Annotated in this window: 25 protein-coding genes and 1 pseudogene; 11 read left to right on the plus strand and 15 right to left on the minus strand. The window is 62.0% G+C overall.

Going from position 1 to position 26,704, the window contains the following annotated elements:
* Positions 1-100: 100 nt before the first annotated feature.
* The 3 genes and pseudogenes from IYY11_RS17080 to IYY11_RS17090 all read left to right on the plus strand — a co-directional run bounded on the left by IYY11_RS17080 (position 101) and on the right by IYY11_RS17090 (position 4,406).
* The gene (locus IYY11_RS17080; RefSeq protein ID WP_196404964.1) at positions 101-1,822 is read left to right on the plus strand and encodes a hypothetical protein; all 1,722 of its coding nucleotides are present in this window, start codon (positions 101-103) and stop codon (positions 1,820-1,822) included.
* Between the two features lie 127 nt (positions 1,823-1,949).
* A pseudogene (locus tag IYY11_RS17085) lies at positions 1,950-2,681 on the plus strand (ATP-binding protein); the annotation flags it as partial.
* A 9-nt stretch (positions 2,682-2,690) separates the two neighbouring features.
* Positions 2,691-4,406: an ATP-binding protein gene (locus IYY11_RS17090; RefSeq protein WP_196404965.1), complete on the plus strand. Its 1,716-nt coding sequence runs from the start codon at positions 2,691-2,693 to the stop codon at positions 4,404-4,406.
* 107 nt (positions 4,407-4,513) lie between these two features.
* Here the strand turns inward: IYY11_RS17090 and IYY11_RS17095 are convergent, their stop codons facing one another.
* Positions 4,514-5,392: a pirin family protein gene (locus tag IYY11_RS17095; RefSeq protein WP_196404966.1), complete on the minus strand. Its 879-nt coding sequence runs from the start codon at positions 5,390-5,392 to the stop codon at positions 4,514-4,516.
* A gap of 127 nt (positions 5,393-5,519) precedes the next feature.
* Here IYY11_RS17095 and IYY11_RS17100 point away from each other — a divergent pair, with 127 nt between their 5' ends.
* Complete coding sequence (locus IYY11_RS17100) at positions 5,520-5,846, plus strand: DMT family transporter (RefSeq protein WP_029648562.1); 327 nt, start codon at positions 5,520-5,522, stop codon at positions 5,844-5,846.
* A 52-nt stretch (positions 5,847-5,898) separates the two neighbouring features.
* On the opposite strand, the gene IYY11_RS17105 is transcribed toward IYY11_RS17100, so the two are convergent.
* The gene (locus tag IYY11_RS17105; RefSeq protein WP_196405371.1) at positions 5,899-7,011 is read right to left on the minus strand and encodes an amidinotransferase; all 1,113 of its coding nucleotides are present in this window, start codon (positions 7,009-7,011) and stop codon (positions 5,899-5,901) included.
* A gap of 363 nt (positions 7,012-7,374) precedes the next feature.
* On the opposite strand from IYY11_RS17105, the gene rpmI reads away from it, so the two are divergent.
* Together rpmI and rplT are read left to right on the plus strand one after the other, a co-directional pair.
* Complete coding sequence (gene rpmI, locus IYY11_RS17110) at positions 7,375-7,575, plus strand: 50S ribosomal protein L35 (protein WP_109025906.1); 201 nt, start codon at positions 7,375-7,377, stop codon at positions 7,573-7,575.
* A gap of 38 nt (positions 7,576-7,613) precedes the next feature.
* Positions 7,614-7,979 carry a 50S ribosomal protein L20 gene (gene rplT, locus IYY11_RS17115; protein WP_018409162.1) on the plus strand — a complete coding sequence of 122 codons (366 nt, stop codon included), beginning with the start codon at positions 7,614-7,616 and terminating at the stop codon, positions 7,977-7,979.
* 99 nt (positions 7,980-8,078) lie between these two features.
* Here the strand turns inward: rplT and IYY11_RS17120 are convergent, their stop codons facing one another.
* Positions 8,079-10,553 carry a hypothetical protein gene (locus IYY11_RS17120; RefSeq protein WP_196404967.1) on the minus strand — a complete coding sequence of 825 codons (2,475 nt, stop codon included), beginning with the start codon at positions 10,551-10,553 and terminating at the stop codon, positions 8,079-8,081.
* A gap of 135 nt (positions 10,554-10,688) precedes the next feature.
* Between IYY11_RS17120 and lpdA the strand changes: the two genes are divergently transcribed.
* Positions 10,689-12,128, plus strand: coding sequence for a dihydrolipoyl dehydrogenase (gene lpdA / locus IYY11_RS17125; protein ID WP_196404968.1), 1,440 nt, complete (start codon positions 10,689-10,691; stop codon positions 12,126-12,128).
* 162 nt (positions 12,129-12,290) lie between these two features.
* Here the strand turns inward: lpdA and IYY11_RS17130 are convergent, their stop codons facing one another.
* On the minus strand, positions 12,291-14,174 hold the full coding sequence (locus tag IYY11_RS17130) for an alpha/beta hydrolase (protein WP_196404969.1): 1,884 nt from the start codon (positions 14,172-14,174) through the stop codon (positions 12,291-12,293).
* Between the two features lie 142 nt (positions 14,175-14,316).
* Between IYY11_RS17130 and IYY11_RS17135 the strand changes: the two genes are divergently transcribed.
* The gene (locus tag IYY11_RS17135) at positions 14,317-14,859 is read left to right on the plus strand and encodes a peroxiredoxin (protein ID WP_196404970.1); all 543 of its coding nucleotides are present in this window, start codon (positions 14,317-14,319) and stop codon (positions 14,857-14,859) included.
* A gap of 81 nt (positions 14,860-14,940) precedes the next feature.
* Here the strand turns inward: IYY11_RS17135 and irrA are convergent, their stop codons facing one another.
* Positions 14,941-15,423: an iron response transcriptional regulator IrrA gene (gene irrA / locus IYY11_RS17140; RefSeq protein ID WP_246720059.1), complete on the minus strand. Its 483-nt coding sequence runs from the start codon at positions 15,421-15,423 to the stop codon at positions 14,941-14,943.
* A gap of 138 nt (positions 15,424-15,561) precedes the next feature.
* On the opposite strand from irrA, the gene IYY11_RS17145 reads away from it, so the two are divergent.
* Positions 15,562-16,779: a lytic murein transglycosylase gene (locus IYY11_RS17145; RefSeq protein WP_196405373.1), complete on the plus strand. Its 1,218-nt coding sequence runs from the start codon at positions 15,562-15,564 to the stop codon at positions 16,777-16,779.
* A 13-nt stretch (positions 16,780-16,792) separates the two neighbouring features.
* On the opposite strand, the gene IYY11_RS17150 is transcribed toward IYY11_RS17145, so the two are convergent.
* Complete coding sequence (locus tag IYY11_RS17150; RefSeq protein WP_196404971.1) at positions 16,793-17,575, minus strand: hypothetical protein; 783 nt, start codon at positions 17,573-17,575, stop codon at positions 16,793-16,795.
* A 158-nt stretch (positions 17,576-17,733) separates the two neighbouring features.
* Between IYY11_RS17150 and IYY11_RS17155 the strand changes: the two genes are divergently transcribed.
* Positions 17,734-19,572 carry a M3 family oligoendopeptidase gene (locus IYY11_RS17155; protein ID WP_196405374.1) on the plus strand — a complete coding sequence of 613 codons (1,839 nt, stop codon included), beginning with the start codon at positions 17,734-17,736 and terminating at the stop codon, positions 19,570-19,572.
* Positions 19,573-19,767: 195 nt separating this feature from the next.
* On the opposite strand, the gene IYY11_RS17160 is transcribed toward IYY11_RS17155, so the two are convergent.
* Positions 19,768-20,139, minus strand: a complete 372-nt coding sequence (locus IYY11_RS17160; protein ID WP_196404972.1) for a hypothetical protein — start codon at positions 20,137-20,139, stop codon at positions 19,768-19,770.
* Between the two features lie 201 nt (positions 20,140-20,340).
* Here IYY11_RS17160 and IYY11_RS17165 point away from each other — a divergent pair, with 201 nt between their 5' ends.
* Positions 20,341-21,009 carry an O-methyltransferase gene (locus IYY11_RS17165; RefSeq protein ID WP_196404973.1) on the plus strand — a complete coding sequence of 223 codons (669 nt, stop codon included), beginning with the start codon at positions 20,341-20,343 and terminating at the stop codon, positions 21,007-21,009.
* 9 nt (positions 21,010-21,018) lie between these two features.
* Here the strand turns inward: IYY11_RS17165 and IYY11_RS17170 are convergent, their stop codons facing one another.
* The 8 genes from IYY11_RS17170 to crcB form a co-directional block, all read right to left on the minus strand.
* Entirely contained in the window at positions 21,019-21,477 is a 459-nt protein-coding gene (locus IYY11_RS17170; RefSeq protein ID WP_196404974.1) for a hypothetical protein, read from the minus strand.
* A gap of 171 nt (positions 21,478-21,648) precedes the next feature.
* A complete protein-coding gene (locus IYY11_RS17175) occupies positions 21,649-22,044 on the minus strand; it encodes a DUF2946 family protein (protein ID WP_196404975.1) in 396 nt (131 codons plus the stop codon).
* A gap of 195 nt (positions 22,045-22,239) precedes the next feature.
* On the minus strand, positions 22,240-23,304 hold the full coding sequence (obgE, locus tag IYY11_RS17180) for a GTPase ObgE (protein WP_196404976.1): 1,065 nt from the start codon (positions 23,302-23,304) through the stop codon (positions 22,240-22,242).
* Between the two features lie 7 nt (positions 23,305-23,311).
* Positions 23,312-23,914 (minus strand): GNAT family N-acetyltransferase, encoded by a 603-nt coding sequence (locus IYY11_RS17185; RefSeq protein ID WP_196404977.1) that lies wholly within the window; start codon positions 23,912-23,914, stop codon positions 23,312-23,314.
* A 179-nt stretch (positions 23,915-24,093) separates the two neighbouring features.
* Positions 24,094-24,363, minus strand: a complete 270-nt coding sequence (rpmA, locus tag IYY11_RS17190; protein ID WP_196404978.1) for a 50S ribosomal protein L27 — start codon at positions 24,361-24,363, stop codon at positions 24,094-24,096.
* A gap of 65 nt (positions 24,364-24,428) precedes the next feature.
* Positions 24,429-24,737 (minus strand): 50S ribosomal protein L21, encoded by a 309-nt coding sequence (rplU, locus tag IYY11_RS17195; RefSeq protein WP_196404979.1) that lies wholly within the window; start codon positions 24,735-24,737, stop codon positions 24,429-24,431.
* A 198-nt stretch (positions 24,738-24,935) separates the two neighbouring features.
* Complete coding sequence (locus IYY11_RS17200; RefSeq protein WP_196404980.1) at positions 24,936-25,574, minus strand: Fic family protein; 639 nt, start codon at positions 25,572-25,574, stop codon at positions 24,936-24,938.
* A 697-nt stretch (positions 25,575-26,271) separates the two neighbouring features.
* Positions 26,272-26,646, minus strand: a complete 375-nt coding sequence (crcB, locus tag IYY11_RS17205; RefSeq protein ID WP_029650094.1) for a fluoride efflux transporter CrcB — start codon at positions 26,644-26,646, stop codon at positions 26,272-26,274.
* Positions 26,647-26,704 lie beyond the last annotated feature (58 nt).

The raw sequence follows: 26,704 nt of genomic DNA on the forward strand, positions 1-26,704 counted from the left end.
GTAACCCTGCATGGCGTTCCTCGATATCGCATCGCGTTAAATCAACGGCATGACGCCGCGTTTTGTCGGATGGCGCATCCGCTGCAATGGAGAATGAGGGATGGCAAACGCGGTCGCCGGCTCACTCACCTATGAGTTCAAGGCCAACCTCGATAATTTGAAGCGCGGTCTAACGAAGGCGCGCGAGCAGTTGGGCGAAGTCTCTCGGCAGGCTCAGTCTGCATCGCGCGAGATGCAGCGTGGCATGGACAACGCCACGGGAAGCGCGCGCAAACTCACCAATCAGTTCTCGACATTGCAGCTTTCAATCGCCAGCTTCGCCTCTCGAATGACGGTGACGCTCGTTCGCGAGTTGCCGCAGGCCCTCGCCCAGGCGGCAGAAAATCTGCGCGAGCTGCAGGAAACCGCGCGCACGCTCGGCGTATCGTTCGGTTCTTTGCAGAACCTAAACAAGGCCGGCTCGGCGCTCGGCTTCGATCCCAAGGCGATGAACGCCGATCTTCGCGAGTTTGCGCTGAAGTTGAACGAAGCGGCGCGCGATGGCGGCAAACTCGCCGAATTCATGAAGGCCAACGGGATCGCACTCAAGGACGCCAGCGGGGCCGCTCGGCCGTTCAAGGACGTATTCGCAGATGTTGCGCGGCTGATTTCCAATTCTCGCAGCGAAGTCGACAAGCTCAACGCGACCAAGTTGCTTGGCCTGTCCGAGGAAATGCAGCGCGTCTTTGAGCAGGCTGGCGGCGACGTGCGCAAGTTCGCCGAAGACGCCGGCGGCGAGATGAACGATTTTCAAAAGACGACGCTCGCGCGCTATCAGGAATTGAAGGACGACTCCCAAAAGATTTGGCAAAGCATCAGCGACAACGTCATCAACTATTTGCATGGCGTGAAGTCAGGGGCATTGGAGGTCGCCAACGCTATCCAGTCGGCTTTTGCTGAGGTTCTTCGAAAGATCGAAGAGATTATCGCCGGCGGCAGGCGCGCACTTGGCGTGGCGGCTGAGGCCGTTGGGTTGGGCGGGAAAGCCGGGACGACCGCCGCGCAATATCGCAACGAGCAAGAGGGCATCGCTAAGCGTCGGTTGAATGATCTTCTACTGGGCGCTGAGCGCGACGAAAACATCGATAGGCACGCCGGCAACCTTCCTCCGATTGGCGGTGTAGCCGCCAGCAATGGCGGCGCGCGCGGCACGATCGCGTTTCCGGCCAACGCCGAGCACGCTCATAAGGCGGCGCGCGAAGCCGTGCATAAGCACAAGGAAAAAGTGCAAGAGCTGACTGAGGCGCAAAAGTCGCTCAATAATGCTGTGAAGGAATTCTCCGACGACATGGCGAGCGCGCTTGCCGATATCGCCATCAACGGCAAGAAGGCCAAGGACGTGCTCGCCGACCTGGCGCGGCAATTGGCGTCGTCGGGAATTAAGAGCGCGCTTTCCGGCGGCAAGGATGGCGGGTTGCTCGGCGGTCTCCTTGGCGCGGGCGCGAATGCTCTTGGCCTCGCGGGCGGCAGCGGGAAATATTTTAGCTCGCCGTTGTTCAGCGGCGCGCCGTTCAAATTCATGGCCGATGGCGGATCGCTTGGCGCCGGCAAATGGGCCATCACTGGCGAGGCGGGGCCGGAGCTCATCCAGGGACCGGCGACTGTGACGCCGTTCGACAAGATGGGCGGCTCGCCCAACATCGTCATTCACAACAATGCCGCCGTCGACGTGACGCCGCAGATCACGCCGCAGGGCATCATGCTGATGATCGATCAGCGCATAGGCCAAAACAACAAGGCCATTCCGGGAATTCTTTCCGACTTGCAGCGCAGGCGAAATTAGTTCGCCAGCGTTCGCCGTGGCGCGCTTTTGTGCGGTCGCGCGTTGTAACACCGGATGAAACACTTAGCCGAATTTTGCAATACATTTTCATTGCAATGCAAAGACTTACATATCGTAGCTTAAGGACCACCATTCCGCCTCGATGCCGGCGCTGGTCGGCGGCGGCTCCCATGCAAAGCCTGGCGAGATTTCGCTCGCCCATAACGGGGTCCTTTTTCTTGACGAATTGCCCGAGTTCCAACCGCAGGTGCTGGACAGCCTGCGTCAGCCGCTCGAGACCGGCGAGGTGGCGGTGTCGCGCGCCAATCATCGCGCCGTTTACCCGGCGCGCTTTCAGCTTGTCGCGGCGATGAATCCCTGCCGTTGCGGTCATGCGATGGATCCGGGCTACGCCTGCAAGCGTCAGCCCAATGAACGCTGCGTCGCGCAATATCAGGCGCGGCTTTCGGGACCGCTGCTCGACCGTTTTGATGTGCAGATCGAGGTGCCGGCGGTGACCGCCGCCGATCTCGTGTTGCCGCCGCCGTGCGAGGGTTCGCGGCAGGTCGCGGCGCGCGTCGCGCGGGCCCGCGAGATTCAGCGCGCCCGCTACGACGCTCTCTCGTTGCCAAGGGTCGCCGCCAACGCCGCCGCGCCGGCGGCGGTGATCGAGCGCGCGGCGCGTCTCGACGCTGCGGGCACGGCGCTGATTCGGGACGCGTCGGAGCGCTACGGCCTCACGGCGCGCGGGTTTCACAGGGTCTTGAAGCTTGCGCGCACCATCGCCGATCTCGACGGCGCTGAGTCCGTCGGCCGACCGCATCTTGCGGAAGCGCTTTCCTATCGCGCGGGACTTGCGTTCGGGCGCCTTGCGGCCTGATATGGGCGCATGTCCTTAAACCATATTGTGATTTTGGTCGCGGCGCAGCTCGTCATTCTGTTGCTGGCGGCGTCCATTTACATTGCCCTGCGCGGGCGTGGCCGCGAAAAGGTCGAGGCCGAACTCGAATCGCTGCGCGACGAAATTTGGGAGCTGCGCGCCGCCGCCGCCGCTCGCGACAGGGCGGAAGCCGCCAGTCTCGCCAAGTCGCGCTTTCTCGCAGCGGTCAGCCACGAATTCCGCACGCCGCTCAACGGCGTCATGGGGCTGGCGCAGCTTCTCGCGATGACCAAGCTCACCGCCGAACAGGCGAGCTATGTCGAAGCGATCGGCGATTCAAGCCGTTCGCTCTCGCAGCTGATCGACGACATTCTGGATTTCTCCAAGATCGAAGCCGGCAAGTTCGAGCTGCGCCACGAAGCCTTCGCGCTCGCGCCCTTCGTCGAAAGCGTGGTCGAATTGCTGGCGCCGCGCGCGATGGCGAAAGGGCTGGAGCTTGCCAGCGTCATCTCGCCTGATACGCCGCGCGAAATCGTGGGCGATCCGGCGCGACTTCGGCAGGTGCTCGTCAATCTCATCGGCAACGCGGTGAAATTCACCGAGCGGGGCGGCGTGGGCGTGCGCGTCGCGCGTGACGGCGCGCGGCTGCGCTTCGAGGTGCACGACTCCGGGCCGGGCGTGCCCGAGGCGGCGCGCGAGGCGATCTTCGAGGAATTCGAGCAGGCCGATCCTTCCGAGAACCACCCGCAGGCGGGCACGGGGCTCGGCCTCGCCATCTCTCGCCGTCTCGTCGCCAGGATGGGCGGCGCGCTGGCGCTCGTCAATTCAACGGACATGGGCGCCGTTTTCGCCTTCACGCTGCCGGCGCCGCCACTCAGCGAAGAGCCCGCGCCGGCGCCGCTTTCCGGGCTGAAGGCGCTGATCGTCGCGCACAGCATCTTTGAAGCGCCCTATCTCGCCGAGAGCTTACGATTCGCCGGAGCCGAAGCGGAGATCGTCGCGGCCGAGAATGCGCCGTCAGCGCTGCATGGCGCGCGCGAAAAACCCTTCGACGCCGTCATCGTCGACTGCGCGCTGGGCCCGCAAATGACCGCGCAATTGGCGAAAGTCGCTCGCGGCGCGCAGGCGGGACGACTGTTTCTGCTCTTCTCGCCGATCGAACGGCGCGCCTTCGGCGAGGACGCCCTATGCGACTTCGACGGCTGGCTGGTGAAGCCGGTGCGGATCGCCTCGCTGACCGCCCGTCTGTCGCCAGAGAGCGCCAATGCGCCCGCGCCTGACGACGACGCGCCGCCGCAGGCGCTCGCCGGGGTGAACGCGCTTATCGCCGAAGACAATGAGATCAATGCGCTCATCCTCACGCGTCACCTCGCGAAGCTTGGCGCGAAGGTGACTCGCGCGGAAAGCGGCGCGCTCGCGCTCGCACGGGCGCGCGAAGCGATCGAGGGCGTGGGCGAGCCTTATGACGTGATCGTCATGGATCTTTTCATGCCCGATTTCGACGGACGCGAGGCGAGCCTCCGCATTCGTGAGGCCGAGGCGCGGGCAGGCGCGCCGCGCACGCCCATCTTGGTGCTGACGGCCAGCGCGCGCGAAGAAGACGAGCGCGCCGCCCGCGCCGCCGGAGTCGACGCATTTCTCACCAAGCCGGTGGAGTTCACTTCGCTGGCGGCGACGATCGAAGAGCTAAGATTGGCGCCGCGTCGCAGCAGCGCGTCGTCATAGAGCAGGTTCCCAAAAGGCTGACAGACCTTTTCGATGAGAACCTGCTCCAACGTTCGCTTTTGAGCGATTTCTATCGATCACATGAGCCCATGTGATCGAAAAGCGCTTTAGCCGCCCTGCGGCGCGATGACGCCGAACCGTCCGGACTGATAGTCGGCGAAGGCCTGCCGCAATTCATCCTGCGTATTCATCACGAACGGGCCCTGTTGCGCCACGGGCTCGTCAATCGGTTCGCCGCTCATGACGATCAGCTTCACGTCATTGTTGGCTTCGAAGGCGATGTCGCCGCCTTCCTCCTCGAATACGACAACATCCGTCGCGCGCGCGATCTTCTCGCCATTGACTTCGACCGTCCCTTCGAGAATCGCCGCCAGCGCCGTATGGCCCTCGGGAAGCGTGAACCGAGCGCTTTTTCCCGCGTCGATCCGCACATCCCAAAGATCGATCGGCGTCGCGGTTTGCGCTGGTCCGCGATGGCTGTCGAATTTGCCGGCGATGACGCGAACAAGCCCGGCGTCGCCGGGCAGATCGACGCGCGGAATGTCCTTGTCGAGGAGGGTCTGGTAGCGCGGCGGGCTCATCTTCTCGCGCGCCGGCAGATTGACCCAAAGCTGCACGACCTCGAACGGTCCGCCCGATTTGGCGAAGCTTTCGGAATGATATTCCTCGTGAACGACCCCGGAGGCGGCGCGCATCCACTGCACGTCGCCAGGGCCAATAAGCCCGCCGGCGCCGGTCGAGTCGCGATGCGCGAGTTCGCCGTCGAGGACGATCGTCACCGTCTCGAAGCCGCGATGCGGATGCGCGCCGACGCCGCGGCGCTCGGGCGTCGGTGGAAAGTCGAACGGACCCGCGTAGTCGAACAGAAGAAAGGGGCTCACCTGCGCGCCATGTTCGTGATGCGAAAACAGCGAGCGAACGGGAAAGCCGTCGCCGACCCAGTGCATCGAATCCGGGGCGGGGTAAACGTCGATAATTCTTCTCATGATGAAGGCTCCTTGCGGCCTATGTGGGCGGCGTCTCGCGAAATGCAAATCGGCGGTTCTTGACGGATTGGACCGCAAAATCCACAAGTCGCCGGACGCGGCGACGTCGGCAGGCAAGGACGGTTAGATGGACTGGATCATCCTTTTTATCGGCAGCATTTGCGAGGTCGGCTGGCTCATCGGGATGAAATATGCCCAGGGATTCACGCGGCTCTGGCCTTCGCTCATTATGGTGTTTTTCATGGCGGCGAGCGTCGGCTGCCTGGGCATTGCGGTAAAAACGATTCCCGCCGGCACGGCCTATGCGGTGTGGACCGGCGCAAGCATCGCAGCGGCGACCTTGGTGGGCGTTTTCCTGTTCAACGAACCGACCACCGTGCTGCGGCTGGGATCAATCGGACTCATCCTCCTGGGCATCATCGGCCTGCGGCTTGGCGGCGTGAACCTGAAGTAGAATCGCCCGGCGCTCCTTGCGAAAAGCGTCGGGCGAAAGAAGCGCGACTGAATCAAAAATAGCTTTCGAGCGTTCCGCGCCGCCGCACGTCGAGCGTCGCGCAGTGGAACGCGCCGCCGAACGCCGCGTAGTGCAGGAACGAACAGGGGATGGGTTCGTAGCCCCATTTCTCCATCTGCCGCATCATGTTGGTGTGATGCGGATCGACGATGACGCGCTTCTCGTCGATCGCTAGAATGTTCATGCTGAGCCATTTGCCGCACATCGAGGTGATCGCGAGAATGCGGTCGTTGATCGGATCCGGCTCCGGCGCGACGAGAATGTCCCATTTCTTCAAAATGTCCGGCAGCTCATCCGGATTGATATATTCCGGATTGATCAGCAGGCGCCCGGGCCCCAGCGGCAGAATCGTCGTGTCGATATGCATGGGATTGGGGCAGCGGCTCTTGATCTCGTGAATCCGGTAACCGTCGCCAAGATGGCGGCGCAGCCAGTCGACGCCCATCGCATTGGTGACATTGGAGCGGGTGACGAAAAGATCGCGGCCGCAGCGGAAGAAATCGGCGGCGTCGAACACCGGCTCGAACTCGGTGAGAATGTAGCGGATCTCCTCACCCTTCTCAGGCAATTTGAAGTTGGGATCGAACAGTTCGTCGGTGAGCTGCGGCTTGGGTGCCGAGGTCCAGCGCGCGCCGCGTCGGAAATAATCCTTGAGGATCTCCCGATAGGAGTGCGTTTCGAAATAGCGGCAGGGCCAGGCCATCGGGGTTTCGAGGATCTCGTCGCCGATCACCAGCATCGAGTCGCGCGGGCAAGAGTTGCAGAAGCCGCGCGACGACCAGTGCGGCGTCGAGAACTTCGCCTTGTGATTGACCGCGTCGGGCCGCGTCACCTTGACGCCGAGCGACTCGAGCAAAGCGATGAAACCGTCGAGCTCCTGCTGCGCCGGCTCGATCATGAATTTCGGAAAGCGGAATCCGGCGGCGAGCGACTGGGCGCGCGCGGCCATGCCGGGGATGTTGCAGGTGACCACCGGATGGTCGGAAGGAATCGTCGAGCCTTCGAGGCGACCGACGATAATCTCCTCCAGCGGATCCCACTCATTGTGGGAATTGACCGGACAGTCCGCGGCAATCGTGCGTCCTACAGATGCATGCACATTCATAATGCGCCCCGAATCGTTTCCAATCAGAGACATTTAGCGCCTTGCGCCTGTTCTTCAAACCCTGAGATAAATGCCTTTATTTGTTGAGTTTAACGCTACGCCGCTAACGTCTTACTCTCTCTGTTCGGTTTAAACCAAAGTCGCGGGCGGACTCGCCAAGAGGCGGAGCCGTCTACACAGGCGCTCTCAAGGCTTTGCCGGACTTGCGTTTCCGCCGGCATTGGGCAATAAACCGCGCTCTACAGAACCGCCCGGCCAGTGATGGGCTGCCGTGGCGGTTTTTTCGCTCGCGCGAAAGAGCGTCGTTTGGACCAGTCCAAGTGCGGCGCAAAAACAACAGGGCCCTGAGCCCAGGAGAGCAAAATGCCCAAACTGAAGACGAAATCCGGCGCGAAAAAGCGCTTCAAGATCACCGGCACCGGGAAAGTGGTCTACGCCCAGCAGGGCAAGCGCCACGGGATGATCAAGCGGACGAACAAGCAGATCAGAAATCTGCGCGGCACGGCCGTCTTGTTCAAGACTGACGGCGACAACGTGAAGAAATACTTCCTGCCGAACGGCTGATCGCAAAGAGCGCACTTTTTCCGCAAAGGAGTTTCGTCATGGCTCGCGTCAAACGCGGCGTCACATCGCACGCCAAGCACAAGAAGACCCTCAAGGCCGCCAAAGGTTTCTATGGCCGCCGCAAGAATACGATCCGCGCCGCCAAGGCCGCCGTCGACCGCTCGATGCAATATGCGACGCGCGACCGTAAGGCGAAAAAGCGCGTGTTCCGCGCGCTGTGGATCCAGCGGCTCAACGCCGCCGTGCGCGAGCACGGGCTGACCTATTCGCGGTTCATCGACGGGCTCGCCAAGGGCGGGATCGAAGTCGACCGCAAGGTTTTGTCGGATCTCGCCATTCATCAGCCCGAAGCCTTCGCGGCGATCGTGGCGCAGGCCAAATCGGCGTTGCCGCAGGCCGCCTAAGACTTATATCGCGAACATATTCGAGCCTCCCGCAGCCGGCTGCGGGAGGCTTTTGTTTTGGAATGTTCCGCATGCGCGGACTGCCTATCGCCGGGCGATTCATCTCGCCCGGCCACGAATTTTGGGGGCGTCCGCCGCCGGCCGATTTGTCTCTGGAGGCATAGGCGCGCTCTGCAATTCGGCTGGCGGCGCCGGCAGGGGCCATCGTGTCGGCCGATCCAAGACGAACTGATTGATCGCGCAGATGAACGAACTGAACATGAAGCCGCCATGGCTCATGAGCACGTCGTCATAGGCGCGCATGTTCCAGAACGGGTCGTTCGCGCGCGTGATCGGGAGCATTCCCGCAAGCCTGAAACCGTGAGTCATCTCGACCGCTGGATGACCGCCGCTGCCGCGAGGATTCGCAGGATCCGGGTCGAGCGGCGGGGCCAGCATCGCGCTCTCCCACTGAGTGCCATTCGTTTGCGCCCTTCGCGCCCGCGTCAGCCAGTCGTGGCTGACGGCGCAGTTTAGTGAGGGATCGGCGGGGATATCCTTGTAATCCGCCTGACTGGGCGGCGCCCAACGGATGCTGCGAATTTCATGCGTCGTGCCGAGCTGGCGGGCCGGCATGCGAAGAGTGTCGACGAGATTCACCGACGATCGCGGCGGATCGAGATGGCCGATCGTGCGCGAAGATTCGATATCCGTATTCTGGAAGGGAAGATCGCTCACGAATTCTCCAACCCTTTGCCAAAATCTCAGCGCTCGCTGATCTTGTCGGTTTTCGGGGAGGCTGAAGTTTTCGCAGGCGGCGCGCAAATCGCGCGCGACGCCGGCGATCATCGCGCCCAGAGGTCGGAGGTCGCCGCGAAAAAGCGGAAAAGCAAGATAGGTCGCGAGGTCGGATTTTATGCCGATTTTCTTTTTTCGATCGATATTCGCCACCGCCTGATCGAGCGCAAACGGGGTTCTCAGCGCCCCGCAGGCGCGCTCGTCGGGGTTTGGCGTCTCGTCGTGGAAGATGAACTCCCCAGGTTTTTTTGCCTCTAGGAACTGCTTGTATCTCGCGCATATTTCGTCTGGCGAGTTCACATCCTGACCGAGCAAGCTCAGTTTTTGACGCATAGCGATGGCGCAGTCTCCGGGCCGGATTCCTCCCGGGGGCCAGGAATAGGCCGAGGTGACTGAAATCACGACAGGACTTTGATGAGCGGGAAAAAAGCGGTGGCCCGCCATGAGGTCGCCTTCGCCCTCGAAGAAAGCGACTTTCTCCCAGACGGCGCGCTGAACGTCAGTCCATTTGGAGGCTTCGGCGGCAGGGTTAATGAGAACCACGAGATCGCCGAGCGGGGGATAAAAATAGGCGTTGGCGCCCGGATGATTATGCACCGCCTTGATCAAATGGTCTTTCAGAGCCGTGGCCAGCATGTTGCCGCCGAGGCTATGGCCGATCACGATCATCTTGTTTGGATTGTCTCGTTGCTTTGCCTTCGTTCCGGGCTGTTTGCTGAGAACCTGCTCGATTTTTCTCAGCGCCATCAGGGCGTGCGGCGCAATATATTCGCTGACGGGTTTGCGGTCGAACAAGGTCAGCGTCACGACGCCGGAAGCGAGCGAATCGCCCCAGGAATTGATCCAGTTCTTCCAGCACAAAGGCTTTTCGCTGGGCAGAACGCCGTTCGAGCACTGTGCGGCGTCGCCATCTAAGAGCGCGCCTACGCTATTGCCCATCGCGATAAAGGGAAGATGCAGTCGCGTCTCGTTCAGGCGCGCGCCTCGCCAGCCGACGTACACCGCCGTCACCTCGCGCCCGCAATGCTCGCTTTCGCCAGCGTTGCACCGGTCGCGAAGGTAGCGCGCGACATGCGCCGCGTAAGCGCGAAGATCGGTGACATTGCCGTCTCCGATCGATGCGTCATGTCGCCAGCCATGAACGAAGACGATGACGTAATTGCTGTGCTTGACGGCATTCCCCAATTCATCGGCGTGGGTGCGCTTTTCAACGGATCTAAGATGCGCGTTGAGCGCCTCAAGCTGTGTGATCGGCTTCCATGAGCTGCGTTCGATATAGCTCACGCGATCGGTCAATTCGTTCATGGTGAACAGCTGATGAGCGTCCTTGATCAGCTCGAACGGCTCGCCATCCTCCTTAAATTCCAGAAAGGCCAATGTGTAGCCGAGCGCGTTCGATCGATTGTTGTCCTCAGCGCGAGGACCAGGAACTTCGTGACGCTGTATCGCGCATTGAAATCTCGTGTCCCAACGACCTGCCGCATCCTTGAGCGCCGCTTCTTTTTCGGCGTTGCCATAGGCAGCCAGAATATTCCATGCCGGCGACGCGTAGTTTCCGTTTTCGCCGATCCGCATGTTGCAATCGCGTGAGTCGGGATCAAGAACGCGATAGGGGTGGTCCTTCGGCGTGGAAATCGCCCAAGCGGTCACGAGAACCGTCAGAAAGGCCAAAAGCAAAAGACGCACGACGGTTATTGCGGCGCGCCAGATGAGATGAGCGGCGCGACGCAGACCAGCGAGGATTTTGAAAGAAAGCGAACGCAGCGAGGCGGTCGTAGATGCAAGACGGGCGCTCATCAAAGCCCCCTTATGGTCAGGTGACTGCAAACGTCTAAACAATATATGCTTTTCCTTCAGGGCGTAAATTTTCGTGAATTTTTAGAGTTTGCCGACAACGCTGAAGACTGGGTCACTGGGAAGCTAGGACGAAGCATGGCCGACACATATGATCTCATCGTCATCGGCGGCGGGCCCGGCGGCTATGTCGCCGCCATTCGCGCCGCGCAATTGGGACTGAAGACCGCGGTCGTCGAGCGCGAACATCTTGGCGGCATTTGCCTGAACTGGGGCTGCATCCCCACCAAAGCGCTGCTGCGCTCCGCCGAGGTCTATCGCCTCGCCAAGGAGGGCGAGCGGTTCGGCGTTTCGCCAGGCGCCTTGAGCGCCGACGTCGCGCGCATCGTCGCGCATTCGCGCGAGGCGGCGACGCGGCTCAATGGCGGCGTGGCGTTTCTGCTCAAGAAAAACAAGATCGACGTCATATGGGGCGAGGCGACGATCGCCGGAAAGGGCGAGGTGCGCGTCGCCGCGCCGACCAAACCGCCCATGCCGCCGCAACCGCCCTCGCCGAAAACGAGGCTCGACCACGGCGTCTATCAGGCGAAACACATCATCATCGCGACCGGCGCGCGCCCGCGCGTTCTGCCGGGCCTCGAGCCCGACGGGCGACTCGTCTGGACCTATTTCGAGGCGATGAAACCGGAGCGCTTTCCGAAGTCGCTGCTCATCGTCGGCGCCGGCGCCATCGGCGTCGAATTTGCGTCTTTCTATCGGACGTTCGGCGTCGAGGTCATTCTCGTCGAAGCGCTGCCGCATATTCTTCCGAGCGAAGACGAGGAGATCGCCGCTCTGGCGCATCGATCGTTCAAGAAGCAGGGGATCGACATCCGCGTCGCGACGACGGTGACGGGCGTCGAGAAGAAGGCCGACAGCCTCGTCGTGACGCTGAAACCCGCGGACGGCGAGATGGAGACGCTCGACGTCGAGCGCGCGCTGTCGGCGATCGGCGTCGTCGCCAATGTCGAAAATCTCGGGCTAGAGGCGCTCGGCGTCGCGCTTGAGCGGGGCGTCATCAAGACCGACGGCTTCGGGCGCACCAATATCGAAGGCGTTTACGCGATCGGCGACGTCGCCGGCGGCCCGATGCTGGCGCATAAGGCGGAGCATGAGGGGGTCACTTGCGTCGAGGCGATCGCCGGCTTAGACGCGCACGCGCTCGACAGATCGCGCATTCCAGGCTGCACCTATTGCCATCCGCAGGTCGCGTCGGTCGGCCTGACCGAGGCGAAGGCGAAAGAGCAGGGGCTCGACGTCAAGATCGGCCGCTTTCCCTATCTCGCCAATGGCAAGGCGATCGCGCTCGGCGAACTCGAAGGCGTCGTGAAGACGATCTTCGACGCCAAAAGCGGGCGGCTGCTCGGCGCGCATATCTTTGGGGTCGAAGCGACGGAATTGATTCAGGGCTTCGTCGTCGCGATGAATCTCGAGACGACCGAAGAAGATTTGATCCGCACGATCTTTCCGCATCCGACGCTGTCTGAGACGATGCATGAGAGCGTGCTCGCGGCCTACGGCCGCGCGATTCATGTTTGAACCGACTCTGTCATTCCCGACGCGCGCTTTGCGCGCGATCGGGAATCCAGACTCATAAAAAATGTCTGTGATGTTGCTCTGGATCCCCGATCGCGCTTCGCGCGTCGGGGATGACAAGCGGAGGCAAATTGCTACGACGTGCGAGCGTCGGATCTTAGCCCGTCAGCTCTGCAGCACATAGGTTCCCGGCGCGTCGCAGAGCGCTTCGGCCATCGCAGGCGGCGCGACCTTTGGGCCGGAACGCGCGGCGAGCCAGGCGCTCCATTCCGGCCACCATGATCCTTCCCTGACAGCCGCGATCTTCACCCACTCTGCGGGGTCGGCGTAATGCTCGCCGTCCACGCGGTTCGTGAAGCGGTACTCGCCGCGCTTCTTCTCGGGCGCCGAGACGATGCCGGCGTTATGCCCGCCGCTGGTCAGCAGGAAGGTGATCTGGGCGTCGACGAGCAGGTGGATCTTATAAACCGAACGCCAGGGCGCGACGTGATCGCGCTCCGTGCCGACGGCGAAAATCGGCGCGTTAATTTCGCTGAGCGCGACGGCGCCGCCGTTGACGCGCAGCCGGCCCTCGGCGAGATCGTTGTTGAGGAAGAGCCGCCGAAGATATTCCGAATGCATCTTGTAGGGCATGCGCGTGGCGTCGGCGTTCCAGGCCATCATGTCGGTCATCGGCTCGCGCTCGCCCATGAGATAGGATTTGAGCGCGTAGGACCAGACAAGATCATTGGAGCGCAGGAGCTGGAACGCGCCGGCCATCTCCTTGGAATCGAGAAAGCCGTGCTCCCACATCAGGTCTTCGAGAAAGTCGAGCTGGCTTTCGTTGACGAAGAGCGTCAGCTCTCCGGCTTCGGTGAAATCGGTTTGCGCGGCGAGCAAGGTCACGCTCTTGAGGCGTTCGTCATTGTCGCGCGCCATGGCCGCCGCGGCGATCGTGAGCAGCGTTCCGCCCAGGCAATAGCCGGCGGCATGGATCTTCCGGTCCGGCATGAGCCGCGAGATCACGTCGAGCGCGGCCATCACGCCGAGTCTGCGATAGGCTTCCATGTCGAGATCACGATCTTCGGCGCTCGGGTTGCGCCACGAAATCATGAACACGGTGAAGCCTTGCTCGGTCAAAAACCGCACGAGCGAATTATGCGGCGATAGATCGAGGATGTAATATTTCATGATCCAGGCGGGCGTGATGAGCACGGGCTCGGGCCTTACCGTCTCCGTCGCCGGCGCATATTGGATGAGCTCGATCAGCCGGTTGCGATAGATCACCTTGCCCGGCGTGATCGCGACGTTCTGACCGGGAACGAAGGCTTCGGCGCCGACAGGCCGCTTGCCGCCGGCGCGCCGCTCCATGTCTTCGAGAAAATTCTGCAGGCCATAGACGAGATTGACGCCGCCGGTCTCCAGCGTGCGTTGCAGGGCTTCGGGATTCGTCGCTAAGAAATTCGACGGCGAGAACATGTCGAGCAATTGCCGTGAGGCGAATTCGACGACGTTCTCATGCTGCTTGGTGACGCCGCGGATGCCCGTCGTGGCGTTGTGCCACCACTGCTGATTGAGCAGAAAACCCTGGTAGAGCAGCGCATAGGGCCAGCTTCGCCATGCTTCGCCCGAAAATCTCTTATCCTGCGGCAGCGGCTCGATGCAGGGCGTGGCGTTGGGCTGCAGCGCGCAGCGTCCGGCGTAATTGGCGAATCGCCAAGTCTTGCGCATCGCCTTTTCGGCAAGCTGCATCTGCTTTCCCGGCGCTGACGCAAGATGCGCCGCCCAGTCCCAATAGGCGCTCGCCATCGAGGCGGGCGAAAGGCCGCCGGTCAGATGGGCGACGCTCGCATGAAGCGAACGGTCGATGACATTGCTCAGGGCCGCGTAGCCGTATGGGTCTCTGTCGGCGGCGCGCTCCGCCGCCAGAAAGGCGCTGGGCCAGGCCTCGACGAAGGCTCTCGACGCGAGGCCCGGAAAGTCATGGGCAGGGGAGGGGTGGCGATGGCTGGAAGATGCCTGCTCTGCGCGCGCAGGGTTCGGCTGCGCGGCATGGGGGTGCTTTGTCATCAACGTCCTTTAACCGGAGGCGCTCGACTGGATTCGGTATTTCAGGGAATGCTGCGCCGCAACATTGTGTTTCCCGGGCTTGGCTGGGAGGCGAGCGCTACCATGTCCTTGTGAAGGAATGCCGACCGCTTAGGAGACCCCCATGAGAGCCATCGCCGCCGCCTTATTGACTCTCGTCTCGAGCGCCGCGCTTGCCGCTCTCAAGCCCGGAGACGCCGCGCCCGATTTCAGTCTGGAGGCCGCGCAGGGCGGCAAGGAATTCTCCTTTTCGCTGCGTCAGGCGCTCGAGAAGGGTCCGGTCGTGCTGTATTTCTATCCGAAGTCGTTCACGAGCGTCTGCACGCTCGAGGCGCATGAATTCGCCGAGGCGACGGAGCAGTTCGCCGCCATGGGCGCGAGCGTCATTGGCGTATCGAGCGACAAGATCGCCACGCAGCGCGAATTCTCGACGAAAGAGTGCCGGGACAAATTTCCCGTCGGCGCCGATCCGGGCTTCAAGGTGATCAACGCCTATGACGCCAGTTTCAAGGTTCCGGTCGCGGGAGCGATGTTCGCGAACCGCATCTCTTATGTCATCGCGCCCGATGGAAAGATTCTCTCGGCGCTCGAGGATTCCGGCGCAACGAAGCATATTGAGAATGCGCTTGCCGTCGTGCGGCAGTGGCGCGACGCGCAGCGGAAATAAGCTGCGAGCAAGGGGCGATCGTCAGTATGAATAGGCCAGCCGCCCGACGCGCAAAAGCAGCGCGCGTCCCGAGGCGGGCTGTCACCCCCTCTTCGGGCGGATGCGGATGATCACGTCGCAGCCGACGATTTCCGTCCCTTCCGGTGGCGCCGGCAACCGCGTAAATTCGACAGAGCCATCGGCGGCGTCGAACATACGGCCCGTCGCCTCATCCATGAAGTGATGGTGCGGCGAAGTGCGGGTGTGGAAGTAGGTGCGGGGTCCCTGCACGGCGATTTCGCGCAACAGCCCGGCTCCGGCGAACTGGTTGAGCGTGTTGTAGACCGTGGAGAGAGACATTGTCAGACCGGCTTCGCGCGCTTCAGCGTGCAAAGCCTCGGCGCTCACATGTCGATCGCCATTGCCGAACAGCAATCGGCTCAGAGCGAGCCGCTGCACGGTTGGGCGAAGACCTGCGCCGCGCAGCCGCGCTTTGATTTCCGAGACCTTCGTTGCGCTCTCCGGGGATTGATCGCGCAGTTTGATCGAACGGTCGAAACTGGTAGTCGAAGGTTGATGAGTCATTCTTCGCGACAGGCGAGCATCACTCGCTCCCTATTCATACATTAAGCTTTTTTCAGTAGAGGGCAGCGCCCGCCCCCTGTCAAACGAAATGGCGGAAGGTGTAATATTTCCAAAGAAGCAGCAAAGGACTGGCTAATGATGCGGCGCCTTGAGCCAATACTCTGTGCAGGGATTGATCGACGTCAGATGCTCGGCGCGTCGGTTCGTGCAGTCGCCGCTCTCTGGCTTGTCGGAGGCCCCGCCAAGGCCGACACGTTCGAGGCGTTTTTGCAGGGCCTGTGGCCGTCGGCGCAGGCCGCGGGCGTCTCGCGCGAAACCTTCGACGCGGCGATCGCCGGACTTGCGCCGGACCCCTCGGTCTCGGCGAAGCCGCGCGCACAGTCCGAGTTCACCATTTCGATTCCCGCATATCTCGCCGGCGCCGTGACGAATGGTCGCGTCGCGCGCGGCCGGGCGGTCGCCGCCGAACTTGCGGGGCCGCTCGGTCGGGCGCAGTCGCGCCACGGCGTTCCAAGCGAGATCGTCGTCGCCATACTGGGCGTCGAGAGCAATTTCGGAACGGCGGCGGGCGGCTCTGACGCGCTGCGCGTCCTGGCGTCGCTTGCGTGGAAGGGTCATCGCGCCGAAACCTTCATCGAGGAATTTGTCGCCGCGCTCGTGATGCTGGAGAAGGGCTATGCGACGCGCGCGCAATTGCGCGGCTCCTGGGCCGGCGCCATGGGCCAACCGCAGTTCATGCCTTCCGCCTATCTCAAATATGCCGAAAGCGACGCGGGCGGCGGCGCGCCGGACATCTGGCGCTCGCACGGCGACGCCGTGGCCTCCATCGCCAATTTCCTGGCGAAATCCGGATGGGTCGCGGGAGCGCCCGCCGTCGTCGAAGTTCGACTGCCCGCGGGGTTCGACTACGCCGCCTTTGATCTCGACTTCGCCCGCTGGCGGCAGCTCGGCGTGACGCGCGCCGATGGCGGCGCGCTTCCCGGCGGCGGCGCCGCAAGCCTTTATCTGCCGGCGGGCGCGAACGGCCCTGCCTTTCTGATCACCGACAATTTCGAAGTCATTCGGCAATACAATACGTCCGACGCCTATGCGATGTCGGTCGCGCTGCTCGCCGATCGCATCGCCGGGCGCGATATCCCGATCACGCCCTGGCCGAAGGTCGCGCCGCTGCCGACCGCCGACGTCAAGGCGATGCAGCAACTGTTGACCGAACGCGGCTTTTATCGCGGCACGTTCGACGGCAAGCTCGGGCGCGCAAGCCGCAACGCCATCCACGCCTTTCAATTGAGCGAGGGCATCCAGCCCGCCGACGGCTTTGCGACGAAAGACGTTCTGGCGCGGCTGCGCGGACGGTGAAAGCTGCCGCGATTCAGACGTCGAGATCGCGGTAGACGGAGACTTCCCTTTCGCGCGCGGTCCGCGCCGCATCGCCGGCGCGAAAGCCGCGCCAGACATCGAACGCCATGACCAGGGTCGTGAACAGTCCGGAAATTTTCCCGACGATGAAGCTGAAGGGAAAAATGAGACGGTCCGGCGGAAGAATGAATTGCGCGCCAAGAAAGATGAGCGCCGCGTTGACGAAATAGGCTGGCCGGAACAGCGATTTTTCTTCCCACGCGCTGTGCGCATAGCTGCGTGAATTCTTCTTCACCGTGCGGTTATAGGCCGGATTGGGAAACATGCCCCAGAAGCGCCGTTTGGGCGGCAGCGCATTCGGCCCCGCGAGCAGCGCGCGATAGCTTTGACGCACCGAGGAATGCGCAAGCAGCGCGAGAATGATGTTGGCGATCACGAAGGCGAATTTGAGCGTGAGGAACGAGAACGACAGTTGCGCGGCGAGGTCGACGAAAAACAAATGGGTGAATGCGTTCAGCATGAAGGCGGAGCGATGAAAGCTCGCGCGGTTGATGTCTTGAACCTTCTCGTCGATGAAAGTCGCGCCGGCCTTGGTCTCGGCGAGCTCCTTGAGAGTCAGCCGATCATAGTCGTCGGTTTTGAACCGCTTCGCGATCTCGCCAATCATTTCGAGCGGCGGCCCGCGCTTGATCTTGAAGGTCGCTTTGTTGAGGAAGGTTGCGATACGCGCGAAAATATCTCGCGCCATGGCGTAACGCGACGTTACCGAACTGAGAAAATCGGGCTCTCCCGCCATTGCGCGCACCTAAGCTGATTCTTTCGCTCTCATAATGTTATAGACGCAACTGGCGCTGGCGCCGACCCAGGTTGATCCTGTCCGGCCTCTTGCCATATTTAGGCCTATCCCGATCCTCGCGTCTTCGCTTGTCGGAGCCGCCCATTTTGGTCCCCGCCATGTTCAGCGCCCGTTCTTTCGCCCATTCGATCGCCGAAGCCCCCGCCGCGAAAACTGCGGAACGACTGCCGGAATGGAATCTGGCCGATCTTTATCCGGGCATCGATTCTCCTCAGGTCGCGTCCGATCTTGGCAAGGCCGCGCAGGAGGTTGCGCAGTTCGGCAAGGATTATCGCGGCCGGCTAGAGTCGCTAGCTAAAGGGCCCGACGCCAGCGTCAAGCTCGGCGAGGCGGTCGCGCGATATGAAGCGCTGCAGGACTTGCTCGGGCGACTGATGTCCTTCGCCGGCCTGCTCTATAGCGGCGACACCACCGATCCCGCGCGCGCCAAATTCTATGGCGACGTGCAGGAGAAGGTCACCAACGCTTCGGCGCAGCTCCTGTTTTTTCAGCTTGAGCTCAATCGGATGGACGACGCCGCGCTAATTGCCGCGGCCAGCAAGGAGCCGCTCTCGCGCTGGAAGCCGTGGCTCGAAGACATCCGCAAGGAGAAGCCTTACGAACTCGACGACAAGCTGGAAGAGCTGTTCCACGAAAAATACATCTCCGGCGCGGCCGCTTGGAATCGTCTGTTTGACGACACCATCGCCGGGCTGCGCTTCAAGGTCGCAGGCGAGGAGCTTGCGATCGAGCCCGTGCTCAATCTGATGCAGGATTCGCGCGAAGAAACGCGTCGGGAAGCGGCGCAGGCGATTGGCGTGACGCTCAAAAACAGTCTGCGCACCTTTTCGCTGATCACCAATACCTTGGCGAAGGACAAGGAAATTTCGGATCGCTGGCGCGGATTTCAGGACGTCGCCGATGCGCGCCATCTCTCCAATCGCGTCGAACGCGAGGTCGTCGAGGCGCTCGCGCAAGCGGTGGAGGCTGCGCATCCGCGCCTGTCGCATCGCTATTACAAGCTCAAGGCGAAATGGTTCGGCAAGGAGGCGCTCGACTATTGGGATCGCAGCGCGCCGCTCCCGTCGACGCCGGCCAAGCGCTATTCCTGGCCGGAGGCGCGCGAAATCGTGCTCGGGGCTTACGACGGGTTTGCGCCGCGCATGGCGGAGATCGCGGGGCGCTTCTTTGAGAAGAACTGGATCGACGCGCCGGTGCGGCCGGGCAAGGCGCCGGGCGCCTTTTCACATCCGACCGTGCCCTCCGCGCATCCCTATGTGCTGCTGAATTTTCAAGGGAAGACGCGCGACGTGATGACGCTTGCGCATGAACTCGGCCATGGCGTGCATCAGGTGCTTGCGGCGCGACAGGGCGCCTTGATGGCGCCGACCCCGCTGACTCTCGCGGAGACGGCGTCCGTCTTCGGTGAAATGCTCACCTTCCGCGCGCTCATCGCGCAAGCGTCGGATAAGGCGCAAAAGCGGGCGCTGCTCGCCTCCAAGGTGGAGGACATGCTCAACACCGTGGTGCGGCAGATGGCGTTCTACGCTTTCGAGCGAAAGGTGCATAACGCGCGACGCGAAGGCGAACTGACCGCAGATCAGATCTGCGAATTATGGATGAGTGTGCAGGCCGAAAGCTTTGGCCCTTCAATCCGCCTTGGCCCCGGCTATGAGACCTTCTGGGCCTATATCCCGCATTTCATCCATTCGCCGTTCTACGTCTACGCCTATGCGTTCGGCGATTGCCTGGTGAATTCGCTCTACGGCGTTTATCAAAAAGCGCATGACGGATTCGCCGAGCGCTATTTCGCTCTGCTCGAAGCCGGCGGCGCCAAGCCTTACGGCGAGCTTCTCGAGCCTTTCGGATTGGACGCGCGGGATCCCGCGTTCTGGAACATCGGACTTGAAATGATCGAGGGTCTGATCGCGGAACTGGAGGCGATGGAGGAGGCTTAGAGCGCTTCCCGGTCACATGGAATCATGTGATCAGTCAGGAATCGTTCAAAATCAAAATGTTGGAGCAGGTTCTCATCGAGAAAGTCTGTCAACTTTTTCGGAACCTGCTCTAATTGGCGCGATGACAACCCAACGCCAAACAAAAAACGCCGGCGTTGAGCCGGCGTTTGTGTTGGAAGAAGCTGTTGTCAGCGCTTAATTCTGGCCGCCCCTGATCACGATCTTTTCGCCGTCGCAGGCAGCTTCGCCAATAAACACGTTGTGGGCGCCCTCGACGGGCTTGCCGGTCCATACGCAATTCTTCTTGGAATCGGAGCGGTCCACGAGTTTGAGCGTGTAAACGCCGCCGGTGAGTTCGCCTTCAAGCTTGTAGGTCAGCATGGAGCCGTTATCGAGCTGCATTTCGCTCTTGCCCGAAACCTTGTCGCCTTCCGTCGCGACAGTCCAGGTGCCCTGGGCGCGCTTGATGCCCGCCTTATTGGCTTCGGTCACATTCCACTGCGCGGCAAAGGCCGAGGCGCTAAAGGCGACGGCGGCAAGGGCCGTCGTCAAAGCAAGCTTGATCATTTGTTGTGCTCCCATAAAGTGTTGTGATGAGCAGCATATCGGCCGCAGTCCAACTGGGGCTCGTGAAATGCGGCTATCAAGCCTTTTTGCGCCCGTGCGCTTTGGCGCGCGAACGACGGCGGAACATCGCGTGATATCACGCGAGATGTCAATTTATTTTCGCCCTAACTAACGTTAGGCGCTCGATCTAAGGGACGTCAAATGTTCGAAGTAAAAAACGGGCGTCGCGTGGACGACTATATCGGCGCGGCGCTGATTTCCAAAGAAGAAGCGCAGGAGGAAACGCTTGCGGCAAATGCGCGCGCTGGCCTTCCCGAGATCGACGTTTCGCCGCCGCAAGGCAAATTGCTGTATCTGCTCGCCTGCGCAATCGGCGCAAGACGCGTTCTCGAAATTGGGACGCTTGGAGGCTACTCGACGACCTGGCTGGCGCGGGCCGTGGGCGAGGGCGGCAAGGTCGTCACCTTCGAAGTCGATGCGCATCACGCCGAGGTCGCGCACGCCAATATTGCCCGCGAAGGCATGAGCGCGCGCGTCGATCTGCGCGTCGGCCCCGCGCTCGAAATGTTGCCGCTGCTTGAATCAGAGCGCGCGCAACCCTTCGATCTTGCCTTCATCGACGCCGATAAGCCCAGCAACGCCGCCTATTTCGATTATGCGCTGAAGCTGTCGCGTCCCGGCGCGCTGATCATCGTCGACAATGTTATTCGGGAGGGCGCCGTCGCCGACGCATCGGCCACGGACAGCGGCGCGCTGGGAGCGCGCGCGCTGTTTGACGCGGTCGCCGCGGAAGGGCGGGTCGAAGCGACGGCGGTGCAAACCGTCGGCGCCAAGGGTTGGGACGGGTTTCTGATCGCGCGCGTCAAATAGGACGCCTCGTCAGCCCCCTTCAGACGCTGCGAACGCCCGCTTGCCGCGCCGCTTGCTGGGCAAAGGCGCGCCGTCGGCGCCGAACAGGGCGGCTTCGACCTGGTTGCCGCTGTCGTCATAGCGCCAGGAGATGCGCGCCGCGCCAAGATCCTTGCGGATCGTCGGCTTGCCCTCGGCGTTGAAGTAGGCCTCCTCGACCTGATTGCCCTTGGCGTCATAGAAGCGCGCCACCCTGGCTGCGCCAAGGCTTTTGCGCTTCATGGGCCGGCCGTCGGGATCGAAATAGGTCTCGACGACCTCGACCCGTCCGCGCGTCGGCGCCGGCGCCGCAATGGCTTCAGGCGCGATGCGGATGTCGCCGTCGCTCGCCGCGGTCAGCTTCCCGTTCTGAGAGCAGCGCCGTTCTCCCGAGGCCGCGATGCGCGCCCTCTTCGCGAGGCGCGGCGCCAATTGAGTTTTCTGTTCCATGATCCCAAATCGCTGCGCGGTCCGATGGCTCGTCGCAACCGCCAGTCTGAGAACTGAGCGGCGCGTGCTTTCTGCGATGCACGCTGACAAACGACGGATACGCTGGTCTGACTCTCCCCCGTCGGCTGCATGCCGACATCGGGGCGTGACGCCGCATTCCTGCGGCAAGCGTCAGATCAGGACGGGAGGGGCGCGGGAGCCGAGCGGCGGTGTCGACGCCTCTGGAGGACGAGACGTCTCGTCAAAGGCCAGTCCGATCGTCGAATAGGACGCGGCCGGGGGCGTCTCGCCGATGAACGGCGAGGCGGCGGTCGCGCCGCCGAGCGATGCGCAATGCGCGACGCAACAGACGTCGCCGTGCCGCGCCGGACGCGCGGGAGTCGCGGGATCTCCGGAAAGCGGTCCCGAAGCCTTGCTAAAGCAGATCGTGTTGGCGAAGAGGCCGGAACCGCGTCCGCTGAACGAAACGCCAACAGCAAGGCCTTGCAAAACAAACAGATAGGCGACGAGCAGCGCGACTGCCGTCGAACCATACTGCGATGTTTTGACTTCGCTGCGCGTGCTCATAGCCCGTCGAAGCTATTCACTGATCTTGTCAAGGTCAATGGCGACGCCGCGCCCGGCGGCGATTAAGGGGTTGGGCCGCCCAGAGCGCTTCCCGAACGCATGGACTCATGTGATCGATAAGGAATCGTTCAAAATCAAAATGTTGGAGCAGGTTCTCCTCGAAAAGTCGGTCAACTTCTTCGGAACCTGCTCTACTCAGGGGTTCCAGGGCCCCTCGGCGTCCGACGCGCGCTCGAACGCCTTTTGCGCCTCGATGGCGTCGAACACCGCGCGGAGCGCTTCCTTGACGCCGGCGCGGGTTGCCGACGAAAGGAGCAGCGGCGCCGGATGGCGATCATGCGTCTCGGGCCCGGCGGCGGCGATCGCGCGCTTCAGCCGCTCCCGCTGTTTCTTGAGATGATCCGCGTCGACCGCGTCGATCTTTGACAGCGCGACGATTTCGGGCTTCTCGGCGAGACCGGCGCCATAGGCGGCGAGTTCGCCGCGGACGATCTTGTAATCCTTGCCGGCATGTTCGCCGGTCGCGTCGATAAGATGCAGCAGCGCCCGGCACCGCTCGACATGGCCGAGAAAGCGGTCGCCGAGGCCATGGCCTTCATGCGCGCCCTCGATCAGGCCCGGAATGTCCGCCAGGACGAGTTCTCTGTCGTCGCTGCGCACGACGCCGAGGCCGGGATGCAGCGTCGTGAAGGGATAGTCGGCGATCTTGGGCTTCGCCGCCGTCACCGTCGCCAGAAATGTCGACTTGCCGGCGTTGGGCAGGCCGATCAGCCCGGCGTCGGCGATCAGTTTCAGCCGCAGGATGAGGGTGCGCTCCTGGCCCTCGAGGCCCGGATTGGCGCGCCGCGGCGCCCGATTGGTCGAGGTGGTGAAATGCGCGTTGCCGAAGCCGCCATTGCCGCCTTTGCAGATGACGACGCGCTGCCCGACCTCGGTCATGTCGGCGATGAGGGTTTCCCCATCCTCCTCGAAGATTTGCGTTCCTACCGGCACTTTCAGCACGGCGTCGGCGCCGCGTCCGCCAGCGCGGTTCTTGCCCATGCCGTGGCCGCCGGTCTTGGCCTTGAAGTGCTGCTGGTAGCGGTAATCGATCAGCGTGTTGAGCCCGGAGACGCATTCCGCGACGACGTCGCCCCCGCGTCCGCCATCGCCGCCGTCCGGCCCGCCGAATTCGATGAACTTCTCGCGTCGAAAGGAGACGGATCCGGCGCCGCCGTCGCCGGAGCGGACAAAAACGCGGGCCTGGTCGAGGAATTTCATCTGCCGCTCACGGTGAAAAGAATCGCGGCCGGCGGGCGCCGAACAGCGTGTGCGCTTCGCCGCGCTTTAATTCGAAAAGCTCGACTTCCATGTCGCCGCCGCGCGCGGGCGCCGGCCGCATGCCGCTGCCCGTGCGGTGGAAGCCGAGCTTTTCATGCACATGCAACGACGAGCGATTGTCCGGCCGCGCGGCGGAGACGATCCGATCCAGCGAGGTGATTCCGAAGGCGAGGTCGATGAGCGCCCGGGCCGCCTCGGTCGTATAGCCTTGTCCCCAATAGGGCTTGCCGAGCCAGAATCCGAACGTCGCCGAGCCGCGACGGTCCGCGCCATGAAGGCTCACAAGTCCGATCGGCTCGTTGGGCCGGTTCTTAGGGGTGATGACGAGATGGAGGCCGCCGCCGGCGCCGTTCTCCTCACGCGCCGATGCGATGAACGCGTCGGCGTCGTGCGGCGCGTAAGGATGCGGGATGCTGGCGGTCATCAGCGCGACGTCGGGATCGCCGACGTGCTGGCGAATCTCCTCCGCGTCAGCCGCGCGCGGCCAACGCAGCCACAGTCTTTCAGTCTCCAGCCGAAAAACGTCGTCGCGGGTAATTTCGGGAAACATTGATTGCTCCAAGCGACATCGGAAATATTGGCCCAAGAGCCTGAAAGGAGAGCGCTCCCCACTGGCCCTTCACGGCGCTTCCGGACATCTCGCCTGAAACGTTCCCGCCTGAATTCGCGAGAGAGGTAGTCGAGACGACGTTCCGCCGGAAGGCCGGCGGCGGGTCGTCCCCTACCGCCTTACTCGGCTGCTGCGGCGGGCGCCGGCGCCACCGATACGCTGGCGCGTCCGCCGCTGGACTTGAATTCGACGACCCCTTCGACGAGCGCAAAAAGCGTGTGGTCCTTGCCCATGCCGACATTGCGGCCCGGGCGCCACTTCGTGCCGCGTTGGCGCACGATAATATTGCCGCCGATGACGGATTCCCCGCCGAATTTCTTGACGCCGAGGCGCCGGCCCTCGGAATCGCGGCCGTTGCGCGACGAGCCGCCTGCCTTTTTGTGCGCCATTGTCTTGCTCCGATGTTCTATGCGGCGACTGGGGCCGCTTTATTCTACAGGTCGCGAGAGGGCGGTCAGCCCTCGATCGCGGTGATTCTCACAAGCGTCAGGTCCTGACGATGACCGCGCTTGCGCTTTGAATTCTGCCGACGACGCTTCTTGAAGGCGATCGACTTGGGGCTGCGGGTCTGCTCGGCGATCTCGCCGGAGACTTTTACGCCCGCGAGCGTCGGGGCGCCGACCTTGGGGCTGTCGCCGCCCAGCATGAGCACTTCGTCGAAAGTGACGGCGTCGCCCGGCGCGCCGTCGAGCGCCATGACGGTGATCACGTCCCCCGCGGCGACGCTATATTGCTTGCCGCCGGTTTTAATGACTGCGAACATCTTTTTTTCCTGTGTTCGTCCCGACGCTGGCGTCTCCGCCGGCCGGCTTCTTTGCAGTTAGTGGCTTCGCCTCGAACTTGCGCCAGGCGCAAACGAAAAGCGCGGCGAAACCGCCGCGCCGAAGCGACGTTCATCTACCCTTCAAAGCCGGCGACTGTCAATATCTGGGGCGGAGGGGTACTGGGTCAGTTTGAAATTTTACCGGCTGTTGAATGGCGGGGTGATTGTTTCGCTGCTTTCGGGTAGCGGCATATCCATAACTTGCTCGTCAAGAAGACGAACCAAATACTCTTCCATCTTTGGAAATTTTAGCTCGCCAGCATCCCAATTCCGATCCGCTTCACCGAGCGCTTCGTAATACGGCTTTCGTTCATGCCGTATACGTTCCGGGACAGCAATCTTCCCGCCCGGCATTCCTTTGTTTTTTACGCAAAGGATATAGTAGCATGCGGCGCGCGCCGTCCTTCCATTGCCTTCAATGAAGGGGTGAACCCAGTTCATCCTCCATAAAACGTATGAAGCCAATACATATTCACTCCAAATGTACCAGTTTTCTTGAATAGTGCAGATAAATTGATCCATCAGGTGAGGAACTTGCGAATAGTGCGGCGGAACGTGGTCTTTCAGATAGATTGGTTCCTCGCGGAACCTTCCACCAAATTGGCAAATATTAGATACTGCCGCTGCGTTGAGAGACCACAACAAATATTTATCGAACGCGCGGACCCCTTGGCTAATCCCTATGTCCACACAATCAGTAAGAAGATCATATTGGCGAGCAAGATTGCGCTCTTGGACCCGGTCGTAAATTGGGCCATCTTCCTCAAGAACAAACATATAAACACCTGATACAAAGCGCCCCTTGGAAGCCCAAGGGGCTAGCTCTATCGCGACGCTACAAGCTTAAGATGCTTCACTGCGTATCTCGCCGAATCTTTCGTGATCCCGGATCGCTGTGGTGCATTGCCAAAAATGAAACTCGCCTTCTGCTCAGCCAGCTCCTCTTCCGACATTCCTTTGGCGATTGACGCTGCAACTCTGGCGCGTTGTTCGGATCGATCCGGAGGCGAGAACCCGAGGGATTTCCTTTCGACCATTGCCTTCCTCCTCTTTGTATTCCTTATACCATTTTGTAGACAATTCGTTCACGCATTCCTACTGAAAAACAATTCTTAGCGCCAAGCTATCGGCCCACTTTCTTGTGTGGTCCTGCGCGAACCTTTGCTCGCGCTCCGCACGCTGGACAAACCGGATTCATCTGCGCGAGAGCCTCGTCAAGGGTAAGGGTGCCGGCAATCTCGAAGCCTTGTCCGTCAAACCCTTCGATGCTGTAACGTTCCCACTGACGGCTGAAAGGCTGGTCGTTCTCTGCCCAGTGGACCACCCCTGTGTGGCCGCATTCACAAACGGCCGGCTCTTTCCAGTGCGTCGTCACATCAGACTCCTGCTTTGTAGCAAGCATAGCATGGGAGATTGTGGATGAGCGAGCCGATGTCACCCCGGTTTTGAAGCGCCAATCGCTCGATCGAAGCCATCACGAAAAATGGCGCAGCAGCGACAGGCCGGCGAGGAGGCCGGCGACCGCGAGGCCGACCGACGCCACGACATAAAAAGTCGCCATCGCCAGTTCGCCGCGCTCGTACAGCAAAACCGTCTCGAGCGAGAACGCCGAAAAAGTGGTGAAGCCGCCGAGGATCCCGGTCGTGAGGAACAGGCGCCAGTTCTGGGACGCTTCGCCCTGGAAGGCGAAATAGCCGACGATCACGCCCATCAGAAACGAACCCAGCACGTTCACGGTCAGTGTCCCGAACGGAAAACCGACGCCGATCAGTCGGGCAAGAAGAAGATTGACCCCGTGGCGCGCGGCCGCGGCCAGTCCCCCGCCAGCAAATACGATGAAGAAGCCCATGACGTCGTCCTTTCGAGCGAGCGGACGACAAACATGCTGCGGCAGGCGGCGTTTCAGA

Origin of the sequence: Methylocystis sp. H62 (assembly GCF_015709515.1) — a bacterium.
Classification (GTDB): domain Bacteria; phylum Pseudomonadota; class Alphaproteobacteria; order Rhizobiales; family Beijerinckiaceae; genus Methylocystis.

What these genes read in the sequence shown, in the direction of transcription:
- IYY11_RS17080 (WP_196404964.1), top strand. Translation starts at nt 101, where the DNA reads ATGGCAAACGCGGTCGCCGGCTCACTCACCTATGAGTTCAAGGCCAAC.
- IYY11_RS17090 (WP_196404965.1), top strand. Translation starts at nt 2,691, where the DNA reads ATGTCCTTAAACCATATTGTGATTTTGGTCGCGGCGCAGCTCGTCATT.
- IYY11_RS17095 (WP_196404966.1), bottom strand. Translation starts at nt 5,392, where the DNA reads ATGAGAAGAATTATCGACGTTTACCCCGCCCCGGATTCGATGCACTGG.
- IYY11_RS17100 (WP_029648562.1), top strand. Translation starts at nt 5,520, where the DNA reads ATGGACTGGATCATCCTTTTTATCGGCAGCATTTGCGAGGTCGGCTGG.
- IYY11_RS17105 (WP_196405371.1), bottom strand. Translation starts at nt 7,011, where the DNA reads ATGAATGTGCATGCATCTGTAGGACGCACGATTGCCGCGGACTGTCCG.
- rpmI (WP_109025906.1), top strand. Translation starts at nt 7,375, where the DNA reads ATGCCCAAACTGAAGACGAAATCCGGCGCGAAAAAGCGCTTCAAGATC.
- rplT (WP_018409162.1), top strand. Translation starts at nt 7,614, where the DNA reads ATGGCTCGCGTCAAACGCGGCGTCACATCGCACGCCAAGCACAAGAAG.
- IYY11_RS17120 (WP_196404967.1), bottom strand. Translation starts at nt 10,553, where the DNA reads ATGAGCGCCCGTCTTGCATCTACGACCGCCTCGCTGCGTTCGCTTTCT.
- lpdA (WP_196404968.1), top strand. Translation starts at nt 10,689, where the DNA reads ATGGCCGACACATATGATCTCATCGTCATCGGCGGCGGGCCCGGCGGC.
- IYY11_RS17130 (WP_196404969.1), bottom strand. Translation starts at nt 14,174, where the DNA reads ATGACAAAGCACCCCCATGCCGCGCAGCCGAACCCTGCGCGCGCAGAG.
- IYY11_RS17135 (WP_196404970.1), top strand. Translation starts at nt 14,317, where the DNA reads ATGAGAGCCATCGCCGCCGCCTTATTGACTCTCGTCTCGAGCGCCGCG.
- irrA (WP_246720059.1), bottom strand. Translation starts at nt 15,423, where the DNA reads ATGACTCATCAACCTTCGACTACCAGTTTCGACCGTTCGATCAAACTG.
- IYY11_RS17145 (WP_196405373.1), top strand. Translation starts at nt 15,562, where the DNA reads ATGCGGCGCCTTGAGCCAATACTCTGTGCAGGGATTGATCGACGTCAG.
- IYY11_RS17150 (WP_196404971.1), bottom strand. Translation starts at nt 17,575, where the DNA reads ATGGCGGGAGAGCCCGATTTTCTCAGTTCGGTAACGTCGCGTTACGCC.
- IYY11_RS17155 (WP_196405374.1), top strand. Translation starts at nt 17,734, where the DNA reads ATGTTCAGCGCCCGTTCTTTCGCCCATTCGATCGCCGAAGCCCCCGCC.
- IYY11_RS17160 (WP_196404972.1), bottom strand. Translation starts at nt 20,139, where the DNA reads ATGATCAAGCTTGCTTTGACGACGGCCCTTGCCGCCGTCGCCTTTAGC.
- IYY11_RS17165 (WP_196404973.1), top strand. Translation starts at nt 20,341, where the DNA reads ATGTTCGAAGTAAAAAACGGGCGTCGCGTGGACGACTATATCGGCGCG.
- IYY11_RS17170 (WP_196404974.1), bottom strand. Translation starts at nt 21,477, where the DNA reads ATGGAACAGAAAACTCAATTGGCGCCGCGCCTCGCGAAGAGGGCGCGC.
- IYY11_RS17175 (WP_196404975.1), bottom strand. Translation starts at nt 22,044, where the DNA reads ATGAGCACGCGCAGCGAAGTCAAAACATCGCAGTATGGTTCGACGGCA.
- obgE (WP_196404976.1), bottom strand. Translation starts at nt 23,304, where the DNA reads ATGAAATTCCTCGACCAGGCCCGCGTTTTTGTCCGCTCCGGCGACGGC.
- IYY11_RS17185 (WP_196404977.1), bottom strand. Translation starts at nt 23,914, where the DNA reads ATGTTTCCCGAAATTACCCGCGACGACGTTTTTCGGCTGGAGACTGAA.
- rpmA (WP_196404978.1), bottom strand. Translation starts at nt 24,363, where the DNA reads ATGGCGCACAAAAAGGCAGGCGGCTCGTCGCGCAACGGCCGCGATTCC.
- rplU (WP_196404979.1), bottom strand. Translation starts at nt 24,737, where the DNA reads ATGTTCGCAGTCATTAAAACCGGCGGCAAGCAATATAGCGTCGCCGCG.
- IYY11_RS17200 (WP_196404980.1), bottom strand. Translation starts at nt 25,574, where the DNA reads ATGTTTGTTCTTGAGGAAGATGGCCCAATTTACGACCGGGTCCAAGAG.
- crcB (WP_029650094.1), bottom strand. Translation starts at nt 26,646, where the DNA reads ATGGGCTTCTTCATCGTATTTGCTGGCGGGGGACTGGCCGCGGCCGCG.